Consider the following 15,860-nt stretch of genomic DNA (forward strand, 5'->3'; position numbering starts at 1 on the left):
CGAGCTTGCTCGCGATAGCGGCGGATCAATCAACAGGGATACTGTTTCAGCTAATATGCCCCCCACTCGAACAAGAACAGAGCTTGCCGCGATCCATGTCGGAAAAAGACACCATCTCCATTCAACTGGTGCGTGAAGCACTGTTGCAAAGCTGCGCGCCAGGAATCGCCACAGATGAGGTGTTGATCAAGGTCGGCATCGACCCGCAACTGTTGGGCAGCACCGACGCCCGCGTTCCGGCCACGGCTTATGCGCGCCTGTGGCGGTTGCTGGCACGGCGCGGGGATGATGAGTTCTTTGGCATGGACCCACGCAAACTCAAGTCCGGCAGCTTTGCGTTCCTGTGCCGCAGCGCCATGCTCCAGCCCAACGTGGCGGCGGGAGTGGCCAGCGGCCTGGCGTTTCTGTCGTTGATCCTCGAATACTTGCCGGCGCAGCTGGTACGTCAGCAAAGCCTGGCGGAAATCGTCCTGCTGGAGGACGACAAGGACCCGCGCCGGGCCTTCACTTATTTCACTTACTGGATGATCGTGCACGGCGTTGCCTGCTGGCTGGCAGGACGGCGGATTCCGATCCTTGCCATCGAGCTGCGCTGTTCCAGGCCGGATTTCTGCGATGACTATCAGGTGATGTTTTCCGAGAACCTGCGCTTCGACCGCCCACGCACCCGGATGATTTTCTCCGCCGATTGCCTGGACCTGCCCATCAAGCGCAGCCCTGAAGAACTCGAGCGATTCCTGGCCCGTGCGCCGGCGAACATTCTGGTGAAGTACCGCGATCCGCAGAGCCTGGCCAGCCGCATCAAACACGACCTGCGCCACCTGCCGGCCGAACACTGGCCGGAAACCGAAGCCCTGGCACAACGCCTGTGCATGTCGGCTTCAACCTTGCGCCGCCGACTGGCCGAAGAAGGGCAAACCTATCAAGGCCTCAAGGACAGCGTGCGCAAGGAGTTGGCGATTGTCTGGCTGGCGGAACCCACGATCAGCTTCAGCGAAATCGCCACGCGGCTCGGGTTCGCTGACGTCAGTTCGTTCTACAAGGCGTTTCGCAAATGGTCGGGGTCAAATCCGGGGCATTACCGCAGCCTGATTCTCAATGACACCGAGTGACTTCAGCGGCGCAACAGCCTATTCATCCAAGGCGTTTAACGGCTGCCAGTGGTCGGTCCAGGCAGATTGAGCGTGCCACTGTCCACGAAACGCTTCGTGTTGAACACCCCACCCGAGAGCTTGCCGCGAAGGACATAAGGCATGTTGTTGAGGGTTTCCATCTGGCTGATGCCATAGGTCTGGCGGATCACCGAAAACGCCGAAACGCTGACCGGTACGCTGACGATGGTGTCGGAAAAGCGCCCGATCGTACCCCTCTCATCGGTGACGCCAGAGGCGAAGGGCTGGCCGTTGATGTCCAGGTCCAGGGCAACGCCGCTGTAGGTGAGGGTGTAGTCATTGGGGTTCTGCACGCGGATTCTCACGGCAAAGCGCACTTCCATGCCTTCGCCTTGCAGGGGTTCGACATCCACGACGTTGATTTTCAACGGGTCTCGATTGGGCAGCGAGGAACAGGCGCTCAGACAAAGCAGGAGGGAAATCAGGACCGCGTGGAGGCTGCGCATGGACGTGTTCTCATCTGAAAAAGGCTGAACCGCCAGCGGCTCAGCCCTTGAGCCCGCCTAGTGGTTCGACTGTGCAACCACCGCAGCCTTTGCGGGTTCATCCCTGGCGGTCACATCGGGGTTCTGCATCACCTGAAGCACGGAGGCTTCCGGATCGAATTCGTCCTCCTCCAGCTCGATGAACTCCTCGGGCAGGAAGATATTAAGAACGATAGCGCACAGCGCGCCGACGGTGATGGGCGATTCGAAAATGTTGTGCAGGGCCTTGGGCAGTTCACGCAAGACTTCCGGCACGGCGGCCACGCCCAGGCCCATGCCGATGGAAATCGCCACGATCAGCATGTTGCGACGATGCAGGCCCGCCTCGGCGAGAATCTTGATCCCGGCCACGGCGACGGTGCCGAACATCACCAGTTCCGCACCACCGAGCACCGGTTTCGGCATCAGTTGCAGTACCGCGCCGATCATCGGGAACAGGCCAAGCACCACCAGCAATCCGGCAATGAAAAACGCCACGTAGCGGCTGGCCACGCCGGTGAGCTGGATCACTCCGTTGTTCTGGGCGAAGGTCACCATCGGCATGCTGTTGAACACCGCGGCCATGGCCGAGTTGAGGCCATCGGCGAGCAGGCCGGACTTGATCCGGCGAATGTACACCGGGCCCTTGACCGGTTGCCGGGAGATCATCGAGTTGGCGGTGAGGTCACCGGCGGCCTCCAGCGGCGACACGAGGAAAATCACCGCCACCGGAATGAACGCCACCCAATCGAAGGAGAACCCGTATTTGAACGGCACCGGTACGCTCATCAGCGGCACTTCGGGCAGGCTGTTGAAATCCACCTGGCCCATGAGCCATGCCACCCCGTAGCCCAGGGTCAGGCCGATGACAATCGCCCCCAGGCGCAGAAACGGCTCATCCACCCGGTTCAACACTACGATGGTTCCCAGCACCAGCGCCGCCAGGGCCAGGTGACTGGCCGCCCCCAGGTCCGGGGCGCCGAAGCCGCCGGCGATGTCGGTCATCGCCACCTTGATCAGCGACAAGCCCATCAGCGTGATGATGGTGCCGGTCACCACCGGGGTGATCAGCATGCGCAATTTGCCAATGAACTGGCTCAACACCACCTCGATGAACGCGGCAAAAAAGCACACGCCGAAAATGGTCGAGAGAATCTCATCGGTACCGCCACCACGAGCCTTGACCATGAAGCCGGCGCTGAGAATCACACTGATGAACGAGAAACTGGTGCCTTGCAGGCACAACAGGCCAGAGCCCACCGGGCCGAAGCGCCGCGCCTGCACGAAGGTACCCAGGCCGGAGACGAACAGCGCCATGCTGATCAAGTAAGGAATTTCACTTTGCAGGCCCAGGGCGCTGCCCATGATCAGCGTCGGGGTGATGATGCCGACGAAACTTGCCAGCACGTGTTGCAGGGCGGCGAAGACGGTAGCGGTCAGATGCGGGCGGTCATCGAGGCCGTAGATCAGGTCGCTGAGGCGTGGAACGGGGGCTTTTTCGGAGGCGGTCATGGTGGTTTGCGTGCCAGAAGGCGGGCCGGGTCAGAAAATGGAGGCGCAGGATGCCAGAACCGCCCGGCCACGGCAAAAGAACCTCCAGAACAGCGACTTACAGTCGTGGGGCGAGCACTTCGCCAACGCTGCGGCGTTTGGCGTGCAGTTGGCTGGCCTGGATCAACTGTTCAAGGTCTTCGGGGGTCACGTCATAGAACGCTTCCATGTCGGCCAACGCCAGTTTCAGGTCTTCGGCGGTGATGGCCTGACGGTCGACCGGCGGGTGATCGGCAGGAATCCTGGCCGCGGGCTCGCTGGCGCTCTTGGGGTAACGAACGCGGGTCAGGTTGTTGTAGGCCAGGGCGCACAGCAGCATCGTCGCCGCGCTGAGCATCACCGGTCCAATGGCTTTCCAGTCCATGGCAATGGTTGCCGGGTCGGCCAGCACCAGGGTCAGGGCCAACGCACCGGCCGGTGGATGCAGGCACCGCAGCCAGCACATCAGGATCAACGCCATGCCCGCCGCCAGGCAAGCGCTACCCAGGGTCCGGCCCAACACATGGGCCACCAGCAGGGCAATCACACCGGCGCTCAAGTAACCACCGAGAATCGACCAGGGCTGGGCGAGCGCGCCCGAAGACACGGCAAACAACAGCACCGCCGACGCCCCCAGCGGGCCGATCAGGTGCTGGGCCACCTCAATGCCGAACACCTGGCTACAGAGCCACACGCTCATCAGTGTCCCCAGGGCCATGCCGATGGCGGCGCGGCTCCATTCGGTGGGGCGGGTGTTGATGGCAGCGGGCAACCAGCGAGCAAGCATTTCGAGAAGACTCCGGCAGAAAATCCAGGCAAAAAAAAGGGCTTGGCTGGGGAACCCAGAAAGCCCTTGAAGTTGTTCCAACTGTTGGGGGAGGAACGCGCACAGTGTGCCGTCCAATCCTGCTACTGACAAATTCATATTAATGAGCTTTCAGTGCATTAATTTTGCTGTAATTTGCTCCGTCGACCGCTTGTGTAGCACAGCAAACCACCCAGGGCCGCGAGTGCGCTCAAGGCATAAAACATCGTCGGCGCCGGGGTGTGCATCAGCATGAAGCCGCAAATCACCGGGCTCAACGCACCGCCAAGGGCAGCAAGGTTTTGCGCGCCGTAGTAGCTGCCCCGCAGTTCTTCCGGTGCCAGGGTGTCGACGAAGAGAAACTCGGCCGGGTAAATGATGATTTCACCGAGGGTGAAGATGAACATCGCCACGCACCAGCTCACCAGGCTGTCCGCCAGGCTGAAACCGATCAGCCCGAGGATGAACAGGCCGGTGCCGGCCACGATCCATTGGCGCAGTTGCTCGCGCTTGAGAAAACGCCCGATCTGGTATTGCAACAAGATCACACTGATGGCGTTGCAGGCGAGCAGGGCGGCCATGATTTCCATGGTGTGTTGGGGATTACTGGTCACCAGCAGGTACTGCGACAGGTAAAAGGTAAATCGCCCGTGCACCACGGTGCTGAGCAGGCAGCCGGCGGTGAACAGGATCAGGGTGCGGTCGTTTTTCAGGGTGATCAGGGTTTTGAGGAAACTCTGCCCCTGGCCGCCGACAGGCGAGCGCGCCGGGTCCTTCGCGATCCCGGTCATCAGGAAAATACTGAAAAAAGCGATGGCCGCAGCGATCAGGAAGGGGGCACTGGCAAAGGCTCCGGCAATCAGCACACCGAGCATCGGCCCGACAGCGTAGCCAATGTTGGTCAGCGTATAGCTCAGGGAAAACGCCTTGGCGCGTTGACCCACCGGGAGGTTGTCGCTGAGGATCGCTTTCGAACCAATGAGGAACAGCGATGAAGCGGTTTCGGTGACGATCAGGGTGATGGTCGTCAGGTAGAGGTTTTCAGCAAAGGTCAGCAACACCAGGCCGACAGCGCTGGACGCCATCGAGAGAATCAGCAACCGGCGCTTTTCGAAGCGATCGATGATGTAGCCGCCATACAGGGAGAGCAGGGTGGCGACGAACACCGCAATGCCGAGCAGCAAGCCAACGTCCTGCTGGTTGAGCCCCAGCTTGTCGCTGACGAATAGCGTGAGCAAAGGGCTGGTGATGGCGCGGCTGACGACGATGGTCAGCGAGCAGATCAACAGGCGGCGGATGAGGGGGGAGTAGCTGGTCACGGCGCGAATATCCTTATTCGATCGGGCCGGCATCAGCCCGATCGTGAGCGCTACTCTAGCAGTCAGACACGCGGTCGTTGCTACGGGATTTGCTTGAGGTGCCGCAGCACAAAATCATTCTTGTCGAACCGCCCGCCCAGCACTGGCGGCAATGCACCGACGGCCGTGCAGAGCCAGCGCGGGAGACTGTTGGCGGATGTGAGGGAACAGGCTGTTCAGGCGACCACTGACTCGGCAAACCATTGCTGGTACGGAATAGGCAATTTGCTCGACTCTCCCCGACCTATCGGGAAGTAGGTGAAACCGATGCGTGCCAGACGGTCTGTGTCGTAAAGGTTGCGGCCATCGAAGATCAGCGGTGCGTTGAGCCGCTGTCGGATCAGTTGAAAGTCCGGCGCCTTGAACTGTTGCCATTCGGTGCAGATGATCAGTGCATCGGCACCGGACAAGACCGACTCGGGTGTACCCATGAGCATCAGCTTCGATTCATCGGGATACAGCTTCTGGGTTTCCTGCATGGCTTCCGGATCGAACGCACGGACATTCGCTCCGGCGGCCCACAAGGATTCGAGCAACACCCGGCTCGGCGCATCGCGCATGTCGTCGGTGTTTGGTTTGAATGCCAGGCCCCACAGAGCAAAGGTCCTGCCACGCAAGTCGCCCTTGTAGAACGCGTTGATGCGCTCGAACAGCTTGTATTTCTGCCGCTCGTTGATGGCTTCCACCGCTTGCAGCAGGTCACTGGAGCAATGGGCCTGTTCAGCGCTGTGGATCAGGGCGCGCATGTCCTTGGGGAAACATGAGCCACCGTAGCCGCAACCGGGATAGATGAAGTGGTAGCCGATGCGGGAGTCGGCGCCGATGCCCAGGCGTATCGATTCGATGTCGGCACCCAGGTGTTCGGCCAGTTCTGCGATCTGGTTGATGAAGCTGATCTTGGTCGCCAGCATGCAGTTGGCGGCGTACTTGGTCAGCTCGGCGCTGCGCAGGTCCATGAACATGATGCGCTCATGGTTGCGGTTGAAGGGCGAGTACAGATCACGCATCACCTCACGCACTTCTTCGCGTTCACAGCCGATGACGATACGGTCGGGGCGTCGGCAGTCGGCCACGGCCGAACCTTCTTTCAAGAATTCCGGATTGGAGACGATATCGAACTGCAATACGCGCCCGACGCTGATCAGGCATTTGTCGATGTGTGCACGCAAGGCATCGCCGGTGCCGACCGGGACGGTGGATTTCTCCACCAGGATCGCCGGTTGCTCGCGATGACGGGCCACGGCGTCGCCCACCGACATCACGTAGCGCAAGTCCGCCGAGCCGTCGTCCCGGGACGGGGTGCCAACCGCGATGAACAGCACCTGCCCGTGCTGGACGGCGAATTTTTCGTCGCTGGTGAACTGCAATCGCCTGGCGTCAAGGCCTTCGCGTACCAGGCTGGCCAGCCCGGGTTCGAATATACTCACGTGGCCCTGCTGGAGCAGTTCGACTTTATTTTCGTCAACGTCCATGCAGACCACGTCGTGGCCGACTTCCGCCAATACCGCTGCCTGCACCAGGCCGACATATCCGCTACCAAATACACTGATTTTCATGGGTCACTCCTTGATTCAGGCGGACGAGCAGGTCGGGATATTGATGGTTATGACGCCGAGGATGAGCAATGCCACGCCAAGGCTTTTCCAGACGGGTCAGCAGACAGGCGACCAGCAGCAATTGCAGGCTCATGGTGCCGCCTGAGGAATAATCAAAACCGAGTCAGGATAGGCAAGGTCATATTTCAATTTGTCTATCGTGTTGAAAAAAGCCACATCCGGCCGTTTCAACCGTCAGGACAATGCCGACGCTGCCCAGTAGTGCAACGGGCGCAAGGCCTGAAGAACCGCGGCATGCTCTACGGCAGCGATTTCCTCGTCGCCGATACCGTGTCGGGAAAAAGGGAGAAATGCCTGACTCTTGGGCAGCCCCGGGGCTGTAAACGTAAATAGCCTTTACATCATTGTTTTTTTACTTATTAGTTGTTTCACTTAACTGTTTTAATTCAAGGCCGTTTCGTTTGATTGACTTACCTGTATCTGATTCACGCACACCCCTCACCAATCCACTGACCCTGTATCTGGCGCGACTGGCGCCGTCCAGCCAACTGACCATGCGTTATGTGCTGCAGGATGCCGCCGACCGCCTGGGCTTCGAAGACCACGATATCGAGGAAATTCCCTGGCACAATCTGCAGCCAGAGGACGTCATTGCGTTGGTGGCCACCTTGCGTTCGGACGGCTATGCGCCGAACACGTCTTCGCTCTATGTCAACGCAGTGCGTGGGGTGATGAACGAAGCGTGGCGTATGAGCCTGATCTCTCAGGAGCATCTGTTGAAGATGCGTACGGTGAAGGGCATGGCCGGTACACGGCTGTCCCAGGGGCGCAATCTCAGGCGTACGCTGATCCAGGAACTGATGGCGGTCTGCGCTGCCGATCCGCGGCCGCAAGGCCTGCGGGATGCCGCGATCATCGGGATTTTGTACGGTTCCGGGATGCGCAAATCCGAATCGGTGAACCTGGAGCTGAACCAGGTCGATTTCACCGAGCGCAGCCTGCGGGTGACAGCCAAGGGCAACAAACAGTTGATCAAGTACGCACCGGCCTGGGCCTTCGCCAAGCTTGAAGCCTGGCTCGAGCTGCGCCGTTCGATGCTCAAGGACGGCGAGTCGGACGACCCGTTCCTGTTCAACCGCATCCGCCGTGGCAGCCACATCACCCGGGAGCGCATCACCAAACACGCGATTTACTACATCGCCCGGCAACGGGGCGCGCAGGTCGGGGTGAAAATCATGCCCCACGACTTCCGGCGTTCATTCATCACCCGGGTGATCGAAGAGCATGACTTGTCGATTGCGCAGAAGCTGGCGCACCACAGCAATATCCAGACCACGGCCAACTACGATGTGCGCGATGACAACGAGCGGCGTCGGGCGGTGGATCGATTCGATCTGTGAACGATCACACCTCGCTCAGTACATGGGCATGGCCGATGGTCGAGACTTGAACCGAGCTGCCGGCGGGTGGTGCATACATGCCTGAGCTGCGCACCAGCAGTGATCGGCCCGACTGCGCGTTGCGGGTCAATGGCTGCAGTTCCACCGTCAGCGTGCAGGTGTTGCCGCTGAAATCCCGATCGGTGACCACGGCCCGGCAACCGCTGGCTTCCGGGTCGCTGGGGAGGATGCTGGCCAGTTGCAGTTGTTCGGGGCGCAGCATGATCTGCGCCGAACTGTTGTTGCGGTGGTTGTTGACGGGGATCCGGCCCAGGTCGCAATGGGCCCAACCAGCCTCGATGCGTGCGGGCATCACCACGGCATCCCCCAGGAACAGCGCGGTTTGCTCGTCTTCGGGATAGCGGTAAAGGTCCAGCGGATGCCCTGACTGGACCAGTCGGCCATGACGCATCACCGCCAACTGGTCGGCGAACGACAGGGCTTCGCTCTGGTCATGGGTGACCAGAATGGTGGTGACGCCCGCGTCCTCCAGCAGCCGTGCAACCATCTTGCGCATGGCGGCGCGCAATCCGGTGTCGAGCGCCGAGAACGGCTCGTCCAGCAGCATCAGTCGTGGCTGTTGCGCCAAGGCCCGGGCCAGGGCCACGCGCTGTTGCTGGCCACCGGACAATTCATGGGGCCAGCGCTCGGCCATCTTCGCGTCCAGCGCCACGCTGTCCATCAGTTCGGCAACGCGCTGCTGTTTTTCTGTGCCCTTGGTCGCCAGGCCGAAACCGATGTTCGCTGCCACGGTCATGTGCGGGAACAGTGCGCCGTCCTGTGGCACGTAGCCGATCAGGCGTTGATGGGCCGGCACTTCGTGGGTGCCGTCGACCAGGGTCTGGCCATTGAGCGACAGGCGTCCGGAATCGGGGAACTCGAAACCGGCAATCATCCGCAGCAACGTGGTCTTGCCCGAGCCGGAGGGGCCTACGATGACCGTGCGACTGCCGCTGGGCACCGAGAGGCTGACGTTGTCCAGGGCGCAATGGGCACCATAGGACTTGTAGAGGGCATTCAATTCAAGAGTGTTCATCGGCCAGCCGTTTTTTTCGATTGGTGATAAAGAAGTCCGGTCAACGGAAGCGACAGCACAACCATCAATAAGGCGTAGGGTGCGGCGGCTGCGTAATCGATTTCGCTGGTCAAGGCCCAGAACCCGGTCGCCAGGGTGCGCGTGCCGTTCGGGGCCAGCAGCAGTGTGGCGGTCAGTTCGTTGGTGATCGCCAGGAACACCAGCGCCGCGCCGGCGGCCGCCCCCGGGGCAGCAAGGCGCAAGGTGATCAGCCACAGTGCCCGGGCTGGCGAGCGGCCAAGGCTGCGGGCAATGTTTTCCAGTTCCACCGGGGCCTGGGCAATGCCCGCGCGCAGGCTCACCAGGGCACGGGGCAAGAACATCAACAGGTACGCCAGCAGCACGGTGAAGGTGGTCTGGTATATCGGCCGGGCAAAGTGGATCGTGACGGTCACCAGTGCCAGCGCCACGATAATGCCGGGCAAGGAACTGGTGATGTAGTTGCAGCTTTCCAGCACCCGTTGCAATCGACCGGGGTAGCGGATCGACAGCCAGGCAATCGGGATCGCCGCGCAGGTGGTCAGCGCCGCCCCCCCGATGCCCAGCAACAGGGTTTGCTCCAGTGCAGGCAACAATTCGGCCATGTCCCAGACTTCCACGCCTCCGGCGATGAGCCACTTGCCCAGGGTGATCAAGGGCACGCCAAGGGCCAGGGCGCAGGTCATGATCTGCAGCGTCAGCGAGAGCAGGGTGGATACCGGTTTCAGGCGTACAACCCGTTGCTCCCGGGCGCTTCCCGAACCGACGCGGGCGTAACGCGCCGAACCCCGGGCGGCGGATTCGGCCGTCAACAGCAACAGGCAACACAGCGCCAGCACACTGGCCAGCATGTGCGCCGCTGCGCCGTTGAAGGTCGATTTGAACTGATCGAAGATCGCGGTGGTAAAGGTGTCGAAGCGGATCATGGCGTACAGGCCATATTCGGCCAGCAGGTGCAGGCCGACCAGCAAGGCGCCGCCGCAGATCGCCAAGCGCAATTGCGGCAACACAACGCGGAAAAACACTTTCCAGGGTTTGAGCCCCATGGACTCGGCGACGTCTTCGATGGCCGGATCGAGCCGGCGCAAAGTGGCCGCTACCGGCAAATACAGGAACGGGAAGTAGGCGATGACCGAGACCAGGACACCGGCAAACAAGCCGTGAATCGGTGGCACCAGGCTGACCCAGGCGTAGCTGTGAACGAACGCAGGCACTGCCAGCGGCGCGGTGGCCAGCAACGACCACCAGCGCCGCCCCGGCAGATTCGTGCGTTCCGTGAGCCAGGCCAGCGTCACCCCCAGCGCGACGCACAAGGGAATCGTCAGCAGCACCAGCAGCACGGTGTTGGCCAGCAGTTCACCGACCCGAGGGCGGAACACCAGGGCCACAACGGTTGACCAGCCGGTTTGCAGGGACACACCAATAACGTAGGCGATCGGTAGCAGTGCCAGTAATGAAACCAGCACCGACAAACCGATCACCCATACACCGCCACGTCCCGCAAAAACTCCGCGGGAACGTCGACGCAAATGTGCGGGTGTCGCCTCAGCGACCTCCGCAGGCAGGGTTTCTGGCATCAATTAGAGCAGTCCGGCCTGTGTCATCAGCTCCACGGCTTTTTTACTGTCGAGTTTTGACGCATCGACAGTCGGCGCATCGAGTTGATTCAGAGGCACTAGTTTAGGGTTGGATTCAGCGCCTTTGCCCACGGCGTATTCAAACGACTTGCCGTTCTTCAGGACAGCCTGGCCATCCTTGCCGGTAATGTACTTGAGGAACGCCTGGGCTTGCTCCTGGTGTTTACTGGAAGCGAGGACGCCGCCGCCGGAGATGCTAACAAAAGCGCCCGGGTCTTTGTGCCTGAAATAGTGCAGGGCGGTGTTCTTGCTGTTTTCGCCGGTCTTGGACTGATCCACCAGGCTGTAATAGTGGTAAATCACGCCGCTGTCGATCTGCCCGGCATTCACGGCCTTGAGTACCGAGCTGTTGCCACGGTAGTTGGCATAGTTGGTTTTCATCGCCTTGAGCCAATCCAGCGTGGCGGCTTCACCCTTTTGTTGGAGGATGGCAGCGACGATGGCCTGGAAGTCAGCACCACCGGGCGATGCACCCCAGCGACCCTTCCAGCTCGGTGAAGCCAGGTCCATGATCGATTTCGGCAGGTCGGCTTCTGGCAGTTTGCTCGGGTTGTAGACGAACACCGTGGAGCGCGCGGCAATGCCTACCCATTTGCCGTGGGCCGGACGGTAGGCGGAGTCAATCTGCTCCAGCGTGGCCTTATCGACAGGCGCAAACAGCCCGGCGTTGTCGACCAGGACCATGGCCGGGGAGTTCTCGGTCAGGAATACGTCCGCCGGCGAAGCCGCGCCTTCCTGCACGATCTGGTTGCCCATTTCGGTGTCATCGCCGTTGCGCAAGGTAACGGGAATACCGGTCTCCTGGGTAAAGCCCTCGACCCAGGCCTTGGTCAGGCCTGCGTGTTGCGCGTTGTACACCACGATGCCGACGGAGTCGGCTGCATAGGCCTGGCCAGCGCTCAGCAAAGCGGTGGCCAGCAGGGCTTTTTTCAAGAACGAAGGGATTTTTGGAATCATTCTGCGGGCTGCTCCTGGTGCATTTTTTGAAAGTCATGCGCATTCAAACGCCAGTTAACCAATGCGAATCATTTGCATGTTTTTGAAGTGCGGGAAATGTAGAGATCCAAATGAGAAAATAACGTCAAAAAAACCGTTAATACATGTAATTTTCATTCAGATTAGCAGCACTGTGCCCGCTGTGTTTCGACTCGTCGATCAAACGATGCCGCCGATCAGAATATGACGCTGCCCCGGCTGCCTTTTTGTCGTGTGCCTCGGCGTATTTGACGTTGCCAGTTGCTGCGGGCCGCCTCTCTCGGGGAATGACAGCAGGAAACAGGAAGGACGGATTAACGGCGAACCTGTCGCCGTTGATCCTGGGGAGGAATACATTCAGGGCGCAGGGCAGCTTGCCTGTGGTCTGACGGCAGCCTGGCTGATCAGCGCGGCCAGGCGTTTGACGTTGTTTTGCTGGGCAAGCACCAGGTCATCGATGCTCGCACCCGAGGGCGTTTGCAAGGTGCTGCGGCAAATCAACCGTGCCGTGTCGCCGGTGCTGGCGCTGCGCAGGCGCCATTCCACGTCCATCAAGGCGTACTGGCCGGGCACCGAGTCGAAACGCTGCACATCGACCCGCACCGAGTGTCGGCCTTGTACAGGACTGTTGCTCAGTTGATCGACCAACGCACTGCGCAGTTCGTCCACCAGGGTCGCGCCCCACCATTGGGTTTCCAGGATCGCCAGGCCACTGTTGCCCTCGCGAATGACGATCTGCGCACGATCGACCTGGGGCGGCACGCTGATCGACTCGATCTGGATCACGCCGACGGTGGTCCTTGAGTGATTGCCCTCCTGGGCCGGGGTCAGGGTATGGAATTGAATCGGGTCGCTGCGGCAGGCGGCGAGCAGCAACATCGTGGTGACCAGAGTTAACTTCAGCGGTAAAGCCATGGGTGTTGCTCCTGTGTTCAATTGCGCGGAGGCCCTTGCAGATCCATGGGGGCGGCATTATTCGGGCGGCCGCGAAGCAGCGATTCCGGATGCCGTCCCAGGTAATCCGAAAGATCACGCAAGGATCTGGACGTGCGTCCCAGTTCATCCAGGGTTAGCCCCAGTTTTTCCCGTTGCGGCGAATCCTCGGCCAAGGTCGAACTGGCCGACTGCAGGGTCGAATTGGCCGTTTCCAGCGTCTTGCTGACATCCGACAAAGTGGTTTGCACGCCAGGCAAGATCTTTCCGTTGAATTGCATCATGCCTTTGCGCAGTTCGACGAGATTGCCATCGAGATTGCCGGCAATACGCTCGATCGGCAGTTTGTTGATCTTGTCGACCATGGATTCGAGTTTTTCCTGCAATTGCTCGAGGCTGCCGGGAATGGTCGGAATCATGACCGGGCGTGCGTTTACATCGAAGGCGACCTTGTCGGTCTTGGGGTAGAAGTCCAGGGCAATGTACAACTGGCCGGTCAGGAAGTTGCCGGTGCGGGCCTGGGCACGCAGGCCGTTTTCGATAAAGGTACCGATCAAGCGTACGCCAGCGGCTTCGTTATCAGGGTCATGATTGAGCGCCTTGAGCATTTTGACATGGGCCTGGCCCAGGCGCTGCGGGTAGATCACGATACCGACGTTGACCGGAAAGGAGCGCTTTTTCTCGTCGTAATCCAGATTGACCGCCACTACCTTGCCGATTTCCACACCGAGGAACTCCACCGGGGCATCGACCTTGAGCCCGCGCAGTGCCTGGTCGAAACGCATGGCCAGATACTGCGGCTTGCCGTTTGGCGGGGCCAGGGCGGTTTGTTGGTCGTCGAACAATTCGTAGGCGTACTCTGCGGCAGCCGGCTTGTCGTTGGGGCTGTAGTCGGGCGCGCGGAAGGCTATGCCGCCCACCAGCAAGGAAGACAACGACTCGGTCTTGACCGCAAAGCCATTGGCGCCGACGTTCACGTCAATGCCGCTTGCGTTCCAGAAACGGGTGTTTTCGGTGACGTACTTGTCATGGGGTGCATGGATGAACAGTTCAATGTTCACGCCCTTGCCATCCGGGTCCAGCGCGTAGGCCACCACCTGGCCCACGGGGATCTTGCGGTAGTAGACCGGAGAACCGATGTCCAGCGATCCCAGGTCCTGGGTGAACAGCGTAAAACGCTTGCCCGGTTCGCCGTAGGTGATGGGTGGCGGATTCTCCAGTCCGATGAAGTTTTTTGCCCGGCCGTTGGCCTGGCCGATATCGGCCCCGATGTAATCGCCCGACAGCAGCGTATCGATCCCCGATACACCGCCCGCGCCAATGCGCGGCCGCACAACCCAGAACTGCGAATCTTCGCGGGTAAAGCTTTCGGCCTGCTTTTCCAGTTTGATGGTGGCATTGACGCTTTTCTGGTCACCGCTGAGCTCCACATCGGAGACATGACCAATCACGACATTGCGGTATTTGACCTCGGTCTTGTTCGCGGTCAGGCCGTTACCGGTCTTGAACGTGACAACGATGGTCGGGCCCTGCTGCAAAATGCTGTGGACCACCAGCGAAATACCCACCAGCACCGCGACGATCGGGACGATCCAGACCAGCGAAACGCTGAAACGGCGGGTCTTGATCGGAGCCTGCCCGGGAGCTTGTGGCCCGTCAGTGGCTTGTGACTTCATCAGTGACCTCCTCATTGTGTGGGTTTTTCCGTTCTTTATCCCAGATCATGCGGGGATCGAAACTCATTGCCGAAAGCATGGTGAACACCACTACCAGACCAAAGAACAGAATGCCCGGGCGCGGTTCGATGTCGGCCAGGGCCTGGAATTTCACCAGCGAGGCCACCAGGGCGACCACGATCACATCGAGCATCGACCAGTAACCGATGACTTCGACGAAGCGGTACAGCGTCGACCGCTCCTTGCGTGCCCACTCGCTGTCGCGTTGCACGGTGACCAGCAGCAATGTGATGGCGACGAACTTGATTCCCGGCACCGCGATACTGGCAATGAATATGATCAGGGCGATATCCCAGGCCCCGGCTTCCCAGAACTCCAGCACGCCGCTCATGATCGTGCTGTCGGCGCCGTTGCCGACCATCTCGGTGTTCATCACCGGCAACAGGTTGGCCGGGATGTAGAACACCAGGGCCGCGATCATGTAGGCCCAGGTGCGGGCCAGAGAATTGGCTTTGCGCCGGTGCAGCGGTGCACCGCAACGCTCGCATTCGTGGGGCTCGCAAGTCATGTCGCAGGCCAGGCCGCAGGTGTGGCACAGGCACAGGTTGAGCTCGTCGGCGTAAGGAGGCGTGCTCATACAATGTCCCATAGTTCGCGGATGTCGCGCCCGGCGATGCGGATCATCATCAGGCTCAGTGCCGCCAGGGCAAACAACCCTATGCCGGGCAGCACATCGAGCAGTCCGGCGAGCTTGATCACCGCGACCATGGCGCCCAGCAGGCAGACTTCGAGCATGCTCCAGGGCCTCAGGGTTTCGAGCCAGCGCATGCAGAATTTGAATCCGGGCGAGCGTCGCCCGCCGAGTGCGAAGCCCAGCACCCAGATCAGCAGCAGCAACTGGAAAATCGGCGCGATGATCATGGCGATTGCCGCCACCATGGCAATGAAGGTGATAGGCCCCAGGCTCAGGGCCAGCACCGAGTCCCAGAGCGTTGCGCTGTTCTTCACGCCTTTGAGGTTGATGCTCATTACCGGATAGAAATTGGCGAATATCCAGAGCATCAACGCGGTGAAGGTCAACGCAAGCCGCTGCTCCACCGTGAGGCCGTTATAGCGCTGAAGCACGCCGCCGCAGCGTGTACACAGGGTTTTTTGATGTTTGGCGAGCGTTACTTTTTGGTACACGCTGTCGCAGTGCTCGCAGATGATCAGCTGATCAGTAGTCGCCATGGGTCAAGCTCGACAGAAGGCAGGAAGTTCA

The 15,860-nt window shown here is 60.4% G+C and carries 15 protein-coding genes; 2 read left to right on the forward strand and 13 right to left on the reverse strand.

The features are described 5' to 3' along the window. The first annotated feature begins 95 nt into the window (after nt 1-95). Complete coding sequence (locus tag PspS34_RS13025; protein ID WP_150813258.1) at nt 96-1,112, forward strand: AraC family transcriptional regulator; 1,017 nt, start codon at nt 96-98, stop codon at nt 1,110-1,112. A 35-nt stretch (nt 1,113-1,147) separates the two neighbouring features. Here the strand turns inward: PspS34_RS13025 and PspS34_RS13030 are convergent, their stop codons facing one another. From PspS34_RS13030 to PspS34_RS13055, 6 genes are all read right to left on the reverse strand, one after another. Beyond that, the gene (locus PspS34_RS13030) at nt 1,148-1,618 is read right to left on the reverse strand and encodes an LEA type 2 family protein (protein ID WP_154908980.1); all 471 of its coding nucleotides are present in this window, start codon (nt 1,616-1,618) and stop codon (nt 1,148-1,150) included. A 57-nt stretch (nt 1,619-1,675) separates the two neighbouring features. Continuing rightward, complete coding sequence (locus tag PspS34_RS13035) at nt 1,676-3,148, reverse strand: nucleobase:cation symporter-2 family protein (protein ID WP_159389877.1); 1,473 nt, start codon at nt 3,146-3,148, stop codon at nt 1,676-1,678. Nucleotides 3,149-3,245: 97 nt separating this feature from the next. Next, complete coding sequence (locus PspS34_RS13040) at nt 3,246-3,953, reverse strand: HPP family protein (protein ID WP_154908981.1); 708 nt, start codon at nt 3,951-3,953, stop codon at nt 3,246-3,248. A 158-nt stretch (nt 3,954-4,111) separates the two neighbouring features. Further along, nucleotides 4,112-5,290, reverse strand: coding sequence for an MFS transporter (locus PspS34_RS13045; protein WP_159389878.1), 1,179 nt, complete (start codon nt 5,288-5,290; stop codon nt 4,112-4,114). A 215-nt stretch (nt 5,291-5,505) separates the two neighbouring features. Beyond that, nucleotides 5,506-6,885, reverse strand: a complete 1,380-nt coding sequence (locus PspS34_RS13050) for a UDP-glucose/GDP-mannose dehydrogenase family protein (RefSeq protein ID WP_057714943.1) — start codon at nt 6,883-6,885, stop codon at nt 5,506-5,508. Next, on the reverse strand, nt 6,863-7,018 hold the full coding sequence (locus PspS34_RS13055; RefSeq protein WP_159389879.1) for a hypothetical protein: 156 nt from the start codon (nt 7,016-7,018) through the stop codon (nt 6,863-6,865). Before PspS34_RS13055 ends, PspS34_RS13050 begins: the two co-directional genes overlap by 23 nt. Before the next feature lie 328 nt (nt 7,019-7,346). Here PspS34_RS13055 and PspS34_RS13060 point away from each other — a divergent pair, with 328 nt between their 5' ends. Further along, nucleotides 7,347-8,285, forward strand: a complete 939-nt coding sequence (locus PspS34_RS13060) for a tyrosine-type recombinase/integrase (protein WP_057714942.1) — start codon at nt 7,347-7,349, stop codon at nt 8,283-8,285. 4 nt (nt 8,286-8,289) lie between these two features. Here PspS34_RS13060 and PspS34_RS13065 read toward each other — a convergent pair whose 3' ends face one another. The 7 genes from PspS34_RS13065 to PspS34_RS13095 all read right to left on the reverse strand — a co-directional run bounded on the left by PspS34_RS13065 (nt 8,290) and on the right by PspS34_RS13095 (nt 15,829). Beyond that, the gene (locus PspS34_RS13065) at nt 8,290-9,360 is read right to left on the reverse strand and encodes an ABC transporter ATP-binding protein (RefSeq protein ID WP_057714941.1); all 1,071 of its coding nucleotides are present in this window, start codon (nt 9,358-9,360) and stop codon (nt 8,290-8,292) included. Beyond that, nucleotides 9,357-10,955, reverse strand: coding sequence for an iron ABC transporter permease (locus PspS34_RS13070; RefSeq protein ID WP_150813224.1), 1,599 nt, complete (start codon nt 10,953-10,955; stop codon nt 9,357-9,359). The genes PspS34_RS13065 and PspS34_RS13070 overlap by 4 nt, the downstream gene beginning before the upstream one ends. A 3-nt stretch (nt 10,956-10,958) precedes the next feature. After that, the gene (locus PspS34_RS13075) at nt 10,959-11,972 is read right to left on the reverse strand and encodes an iron ABC transporter substrate-binding protein (RefSeq protein ID WP_150813223.1); all 1,014 of its coding nucleotides are present in this window, start codon (nt 11,970-11,972) and stop codon (nt 10,959-10,961) included. A gap of 375 nt (nt 11,973-12,347) precedes the next feature. Then, a complete protein-coding gene (locus PspS34_RS13080) occupies nt 12,348-12,905 on the reverse strand; it encodes a PqiC family protein (RefSeq protein ID WP_150813222.1) in 558 nt (185 codons plus the stop codon). 17 nt (nt 12,906-12,922) lie between these two features. Continuing rightward, nucleotides 12,923-14,599, reverse strand: coding sequence for an MlaD family protein (locus PspS34_RS13085; RefSeq protein WP_150813221.1), 1,677 nt, complete (start codon nt 14,597-14,599; stop codon nt 12,923-12,925). Next, nucleotides 14,580-15,236, reverse strand: coding sequence for a paraquat-inducible protein A (locus PspS34_RS13090; RefSeq protein WP_150813220.1), 657 nt, complete (start codon nt 15,234-15,236; stop codon nt 14,580-14,582). The genes PspS34_RS13085 and PspS34_RS13090 overlap by 20 nt, the downstream gene beginning before the upstream one ends. Beyond that, complete coding sequence (locus PspS34_RS13095; RefSeq protein ID WP_057714935.1) at nt 15,233-15,829, reverse strand: paraquat-inducible protein A; 597 nt, start codon at nt 15,827-15,829, stop codon at nt 15,233-15,235. Before PspS34_RS13095 ends, PspS34_RS13090 begins: the two co-directional genes overlap by 4 nt. Nucleotides 15,830-15,860: the final 31 nt, after the last annotated feature.

Source organism: Pseudomonas sp. S34, from assembly GCF_009866745.1.
Lineage (GTDB): Bacteria > Pseudomonadota > Gammaproteobacteria > Pseudomonadales > Pseudomonadaceae > Aquipseudomonas > Aquipseudomonas jessenii.

Excerpts from the sequence above, each read along its gene's own strand:
- PspS34_RS13025 (WP_150813258.1), top strand. The coding sequence starts at position 96 with ATGTCGGAAAAAGACACCATCTCCATTCAACTGGTGCGTGAAGCACTG.
- PspS34_RS13030 (WP_154908980.1), bottom strand. The coding sequence starts at position 1,618 with ATGCGCAGCCTCCACGCGGTCCTGATTTCCCTCCTGCTTTGTCTGAGC.
- PspS34_RS13035 (WP_159389877.1), bottom strand. The coding sequence starts at position 3,148 with ATGACCGCCTCCGAAAAAGCCCCCGTTCCACGCCTCAGCGACCTGATC.
- PspS34_RS13040 (WP_154908981.1), bottom strand. The coding sequence starts at position 3,953 with ATGCTTGCTCGCTGGTTGCCCGCTGCCATCAACACCCGCCCCACCGAA.
- PspS34_RS13050 (WP_057714943.1), bottom strand. The coding sequence starts at position 6,885 with ATGAAAATCAGTGTATTTGGTAGCGGATATGTCGGCCTGGTGCAGGCA.
- PspS34_RS13055 (WP_159389879.1), bottom strand. The coding sequence starts at position 7,018 with ATGAGCCTGCAATTGCTGCTGGTCGCCTGTCTGCTGACCCGTCTGGAA.
- PspS34_RS13065 (WP_057714941.1), bottom strand. The coding sequence starts at position 9,360 with ATGAACACTCTTGAATTGAATGCCCTCTACAAGTCCTATGGTGCCCAT.
- PspS34_RS13070 (WP_150813224.1), bottom strand. The coding sequence starts at position 10,955 with ATGCCAGAAACCCTGCCTGCGGAGGTCGCTGAGGCGACACCCGCACAT.
- PspS34_RS13075 (WP_150813223.1), bottom strand. The coding sequence starts at position 11,972 with ATGATTCCAAAAATCCCTTCGTTCTTGAAAAAAGCCCTGCTGGCCACC.
- PspS34_RS13080 (WP_150813222.1), bottom strand. The coding sequence starts at position 12,905 with ATGGCTTTACCGCTGAAGTTAACTCTGGTCACCACGATGTTGCTGCTC.
- PspS34_RS13085 (WP_150813221.1), bottom strand. The coding sequence starts at position 14,599 with ATGAAGTCACAAGCCACTGACGGGCCACAAGCTCCCGGGCAGGCTCCG.
- PspS34_RS13090 (WP_150813220.1), bottom strand. The coding sequence starts at position 15,236 with ATGAGCACGCCTCCTTACGCCGACGAGCTCAACCTGTGCCTGTGCCAC.
- PspS34_RS13095 (WP_057714935.1), bottom strand. The coding sequence starts at position 15,829 with ATGGCGACTACTGATCAGCTGATCATCTGCGAGCACTGCGACAGCGTG.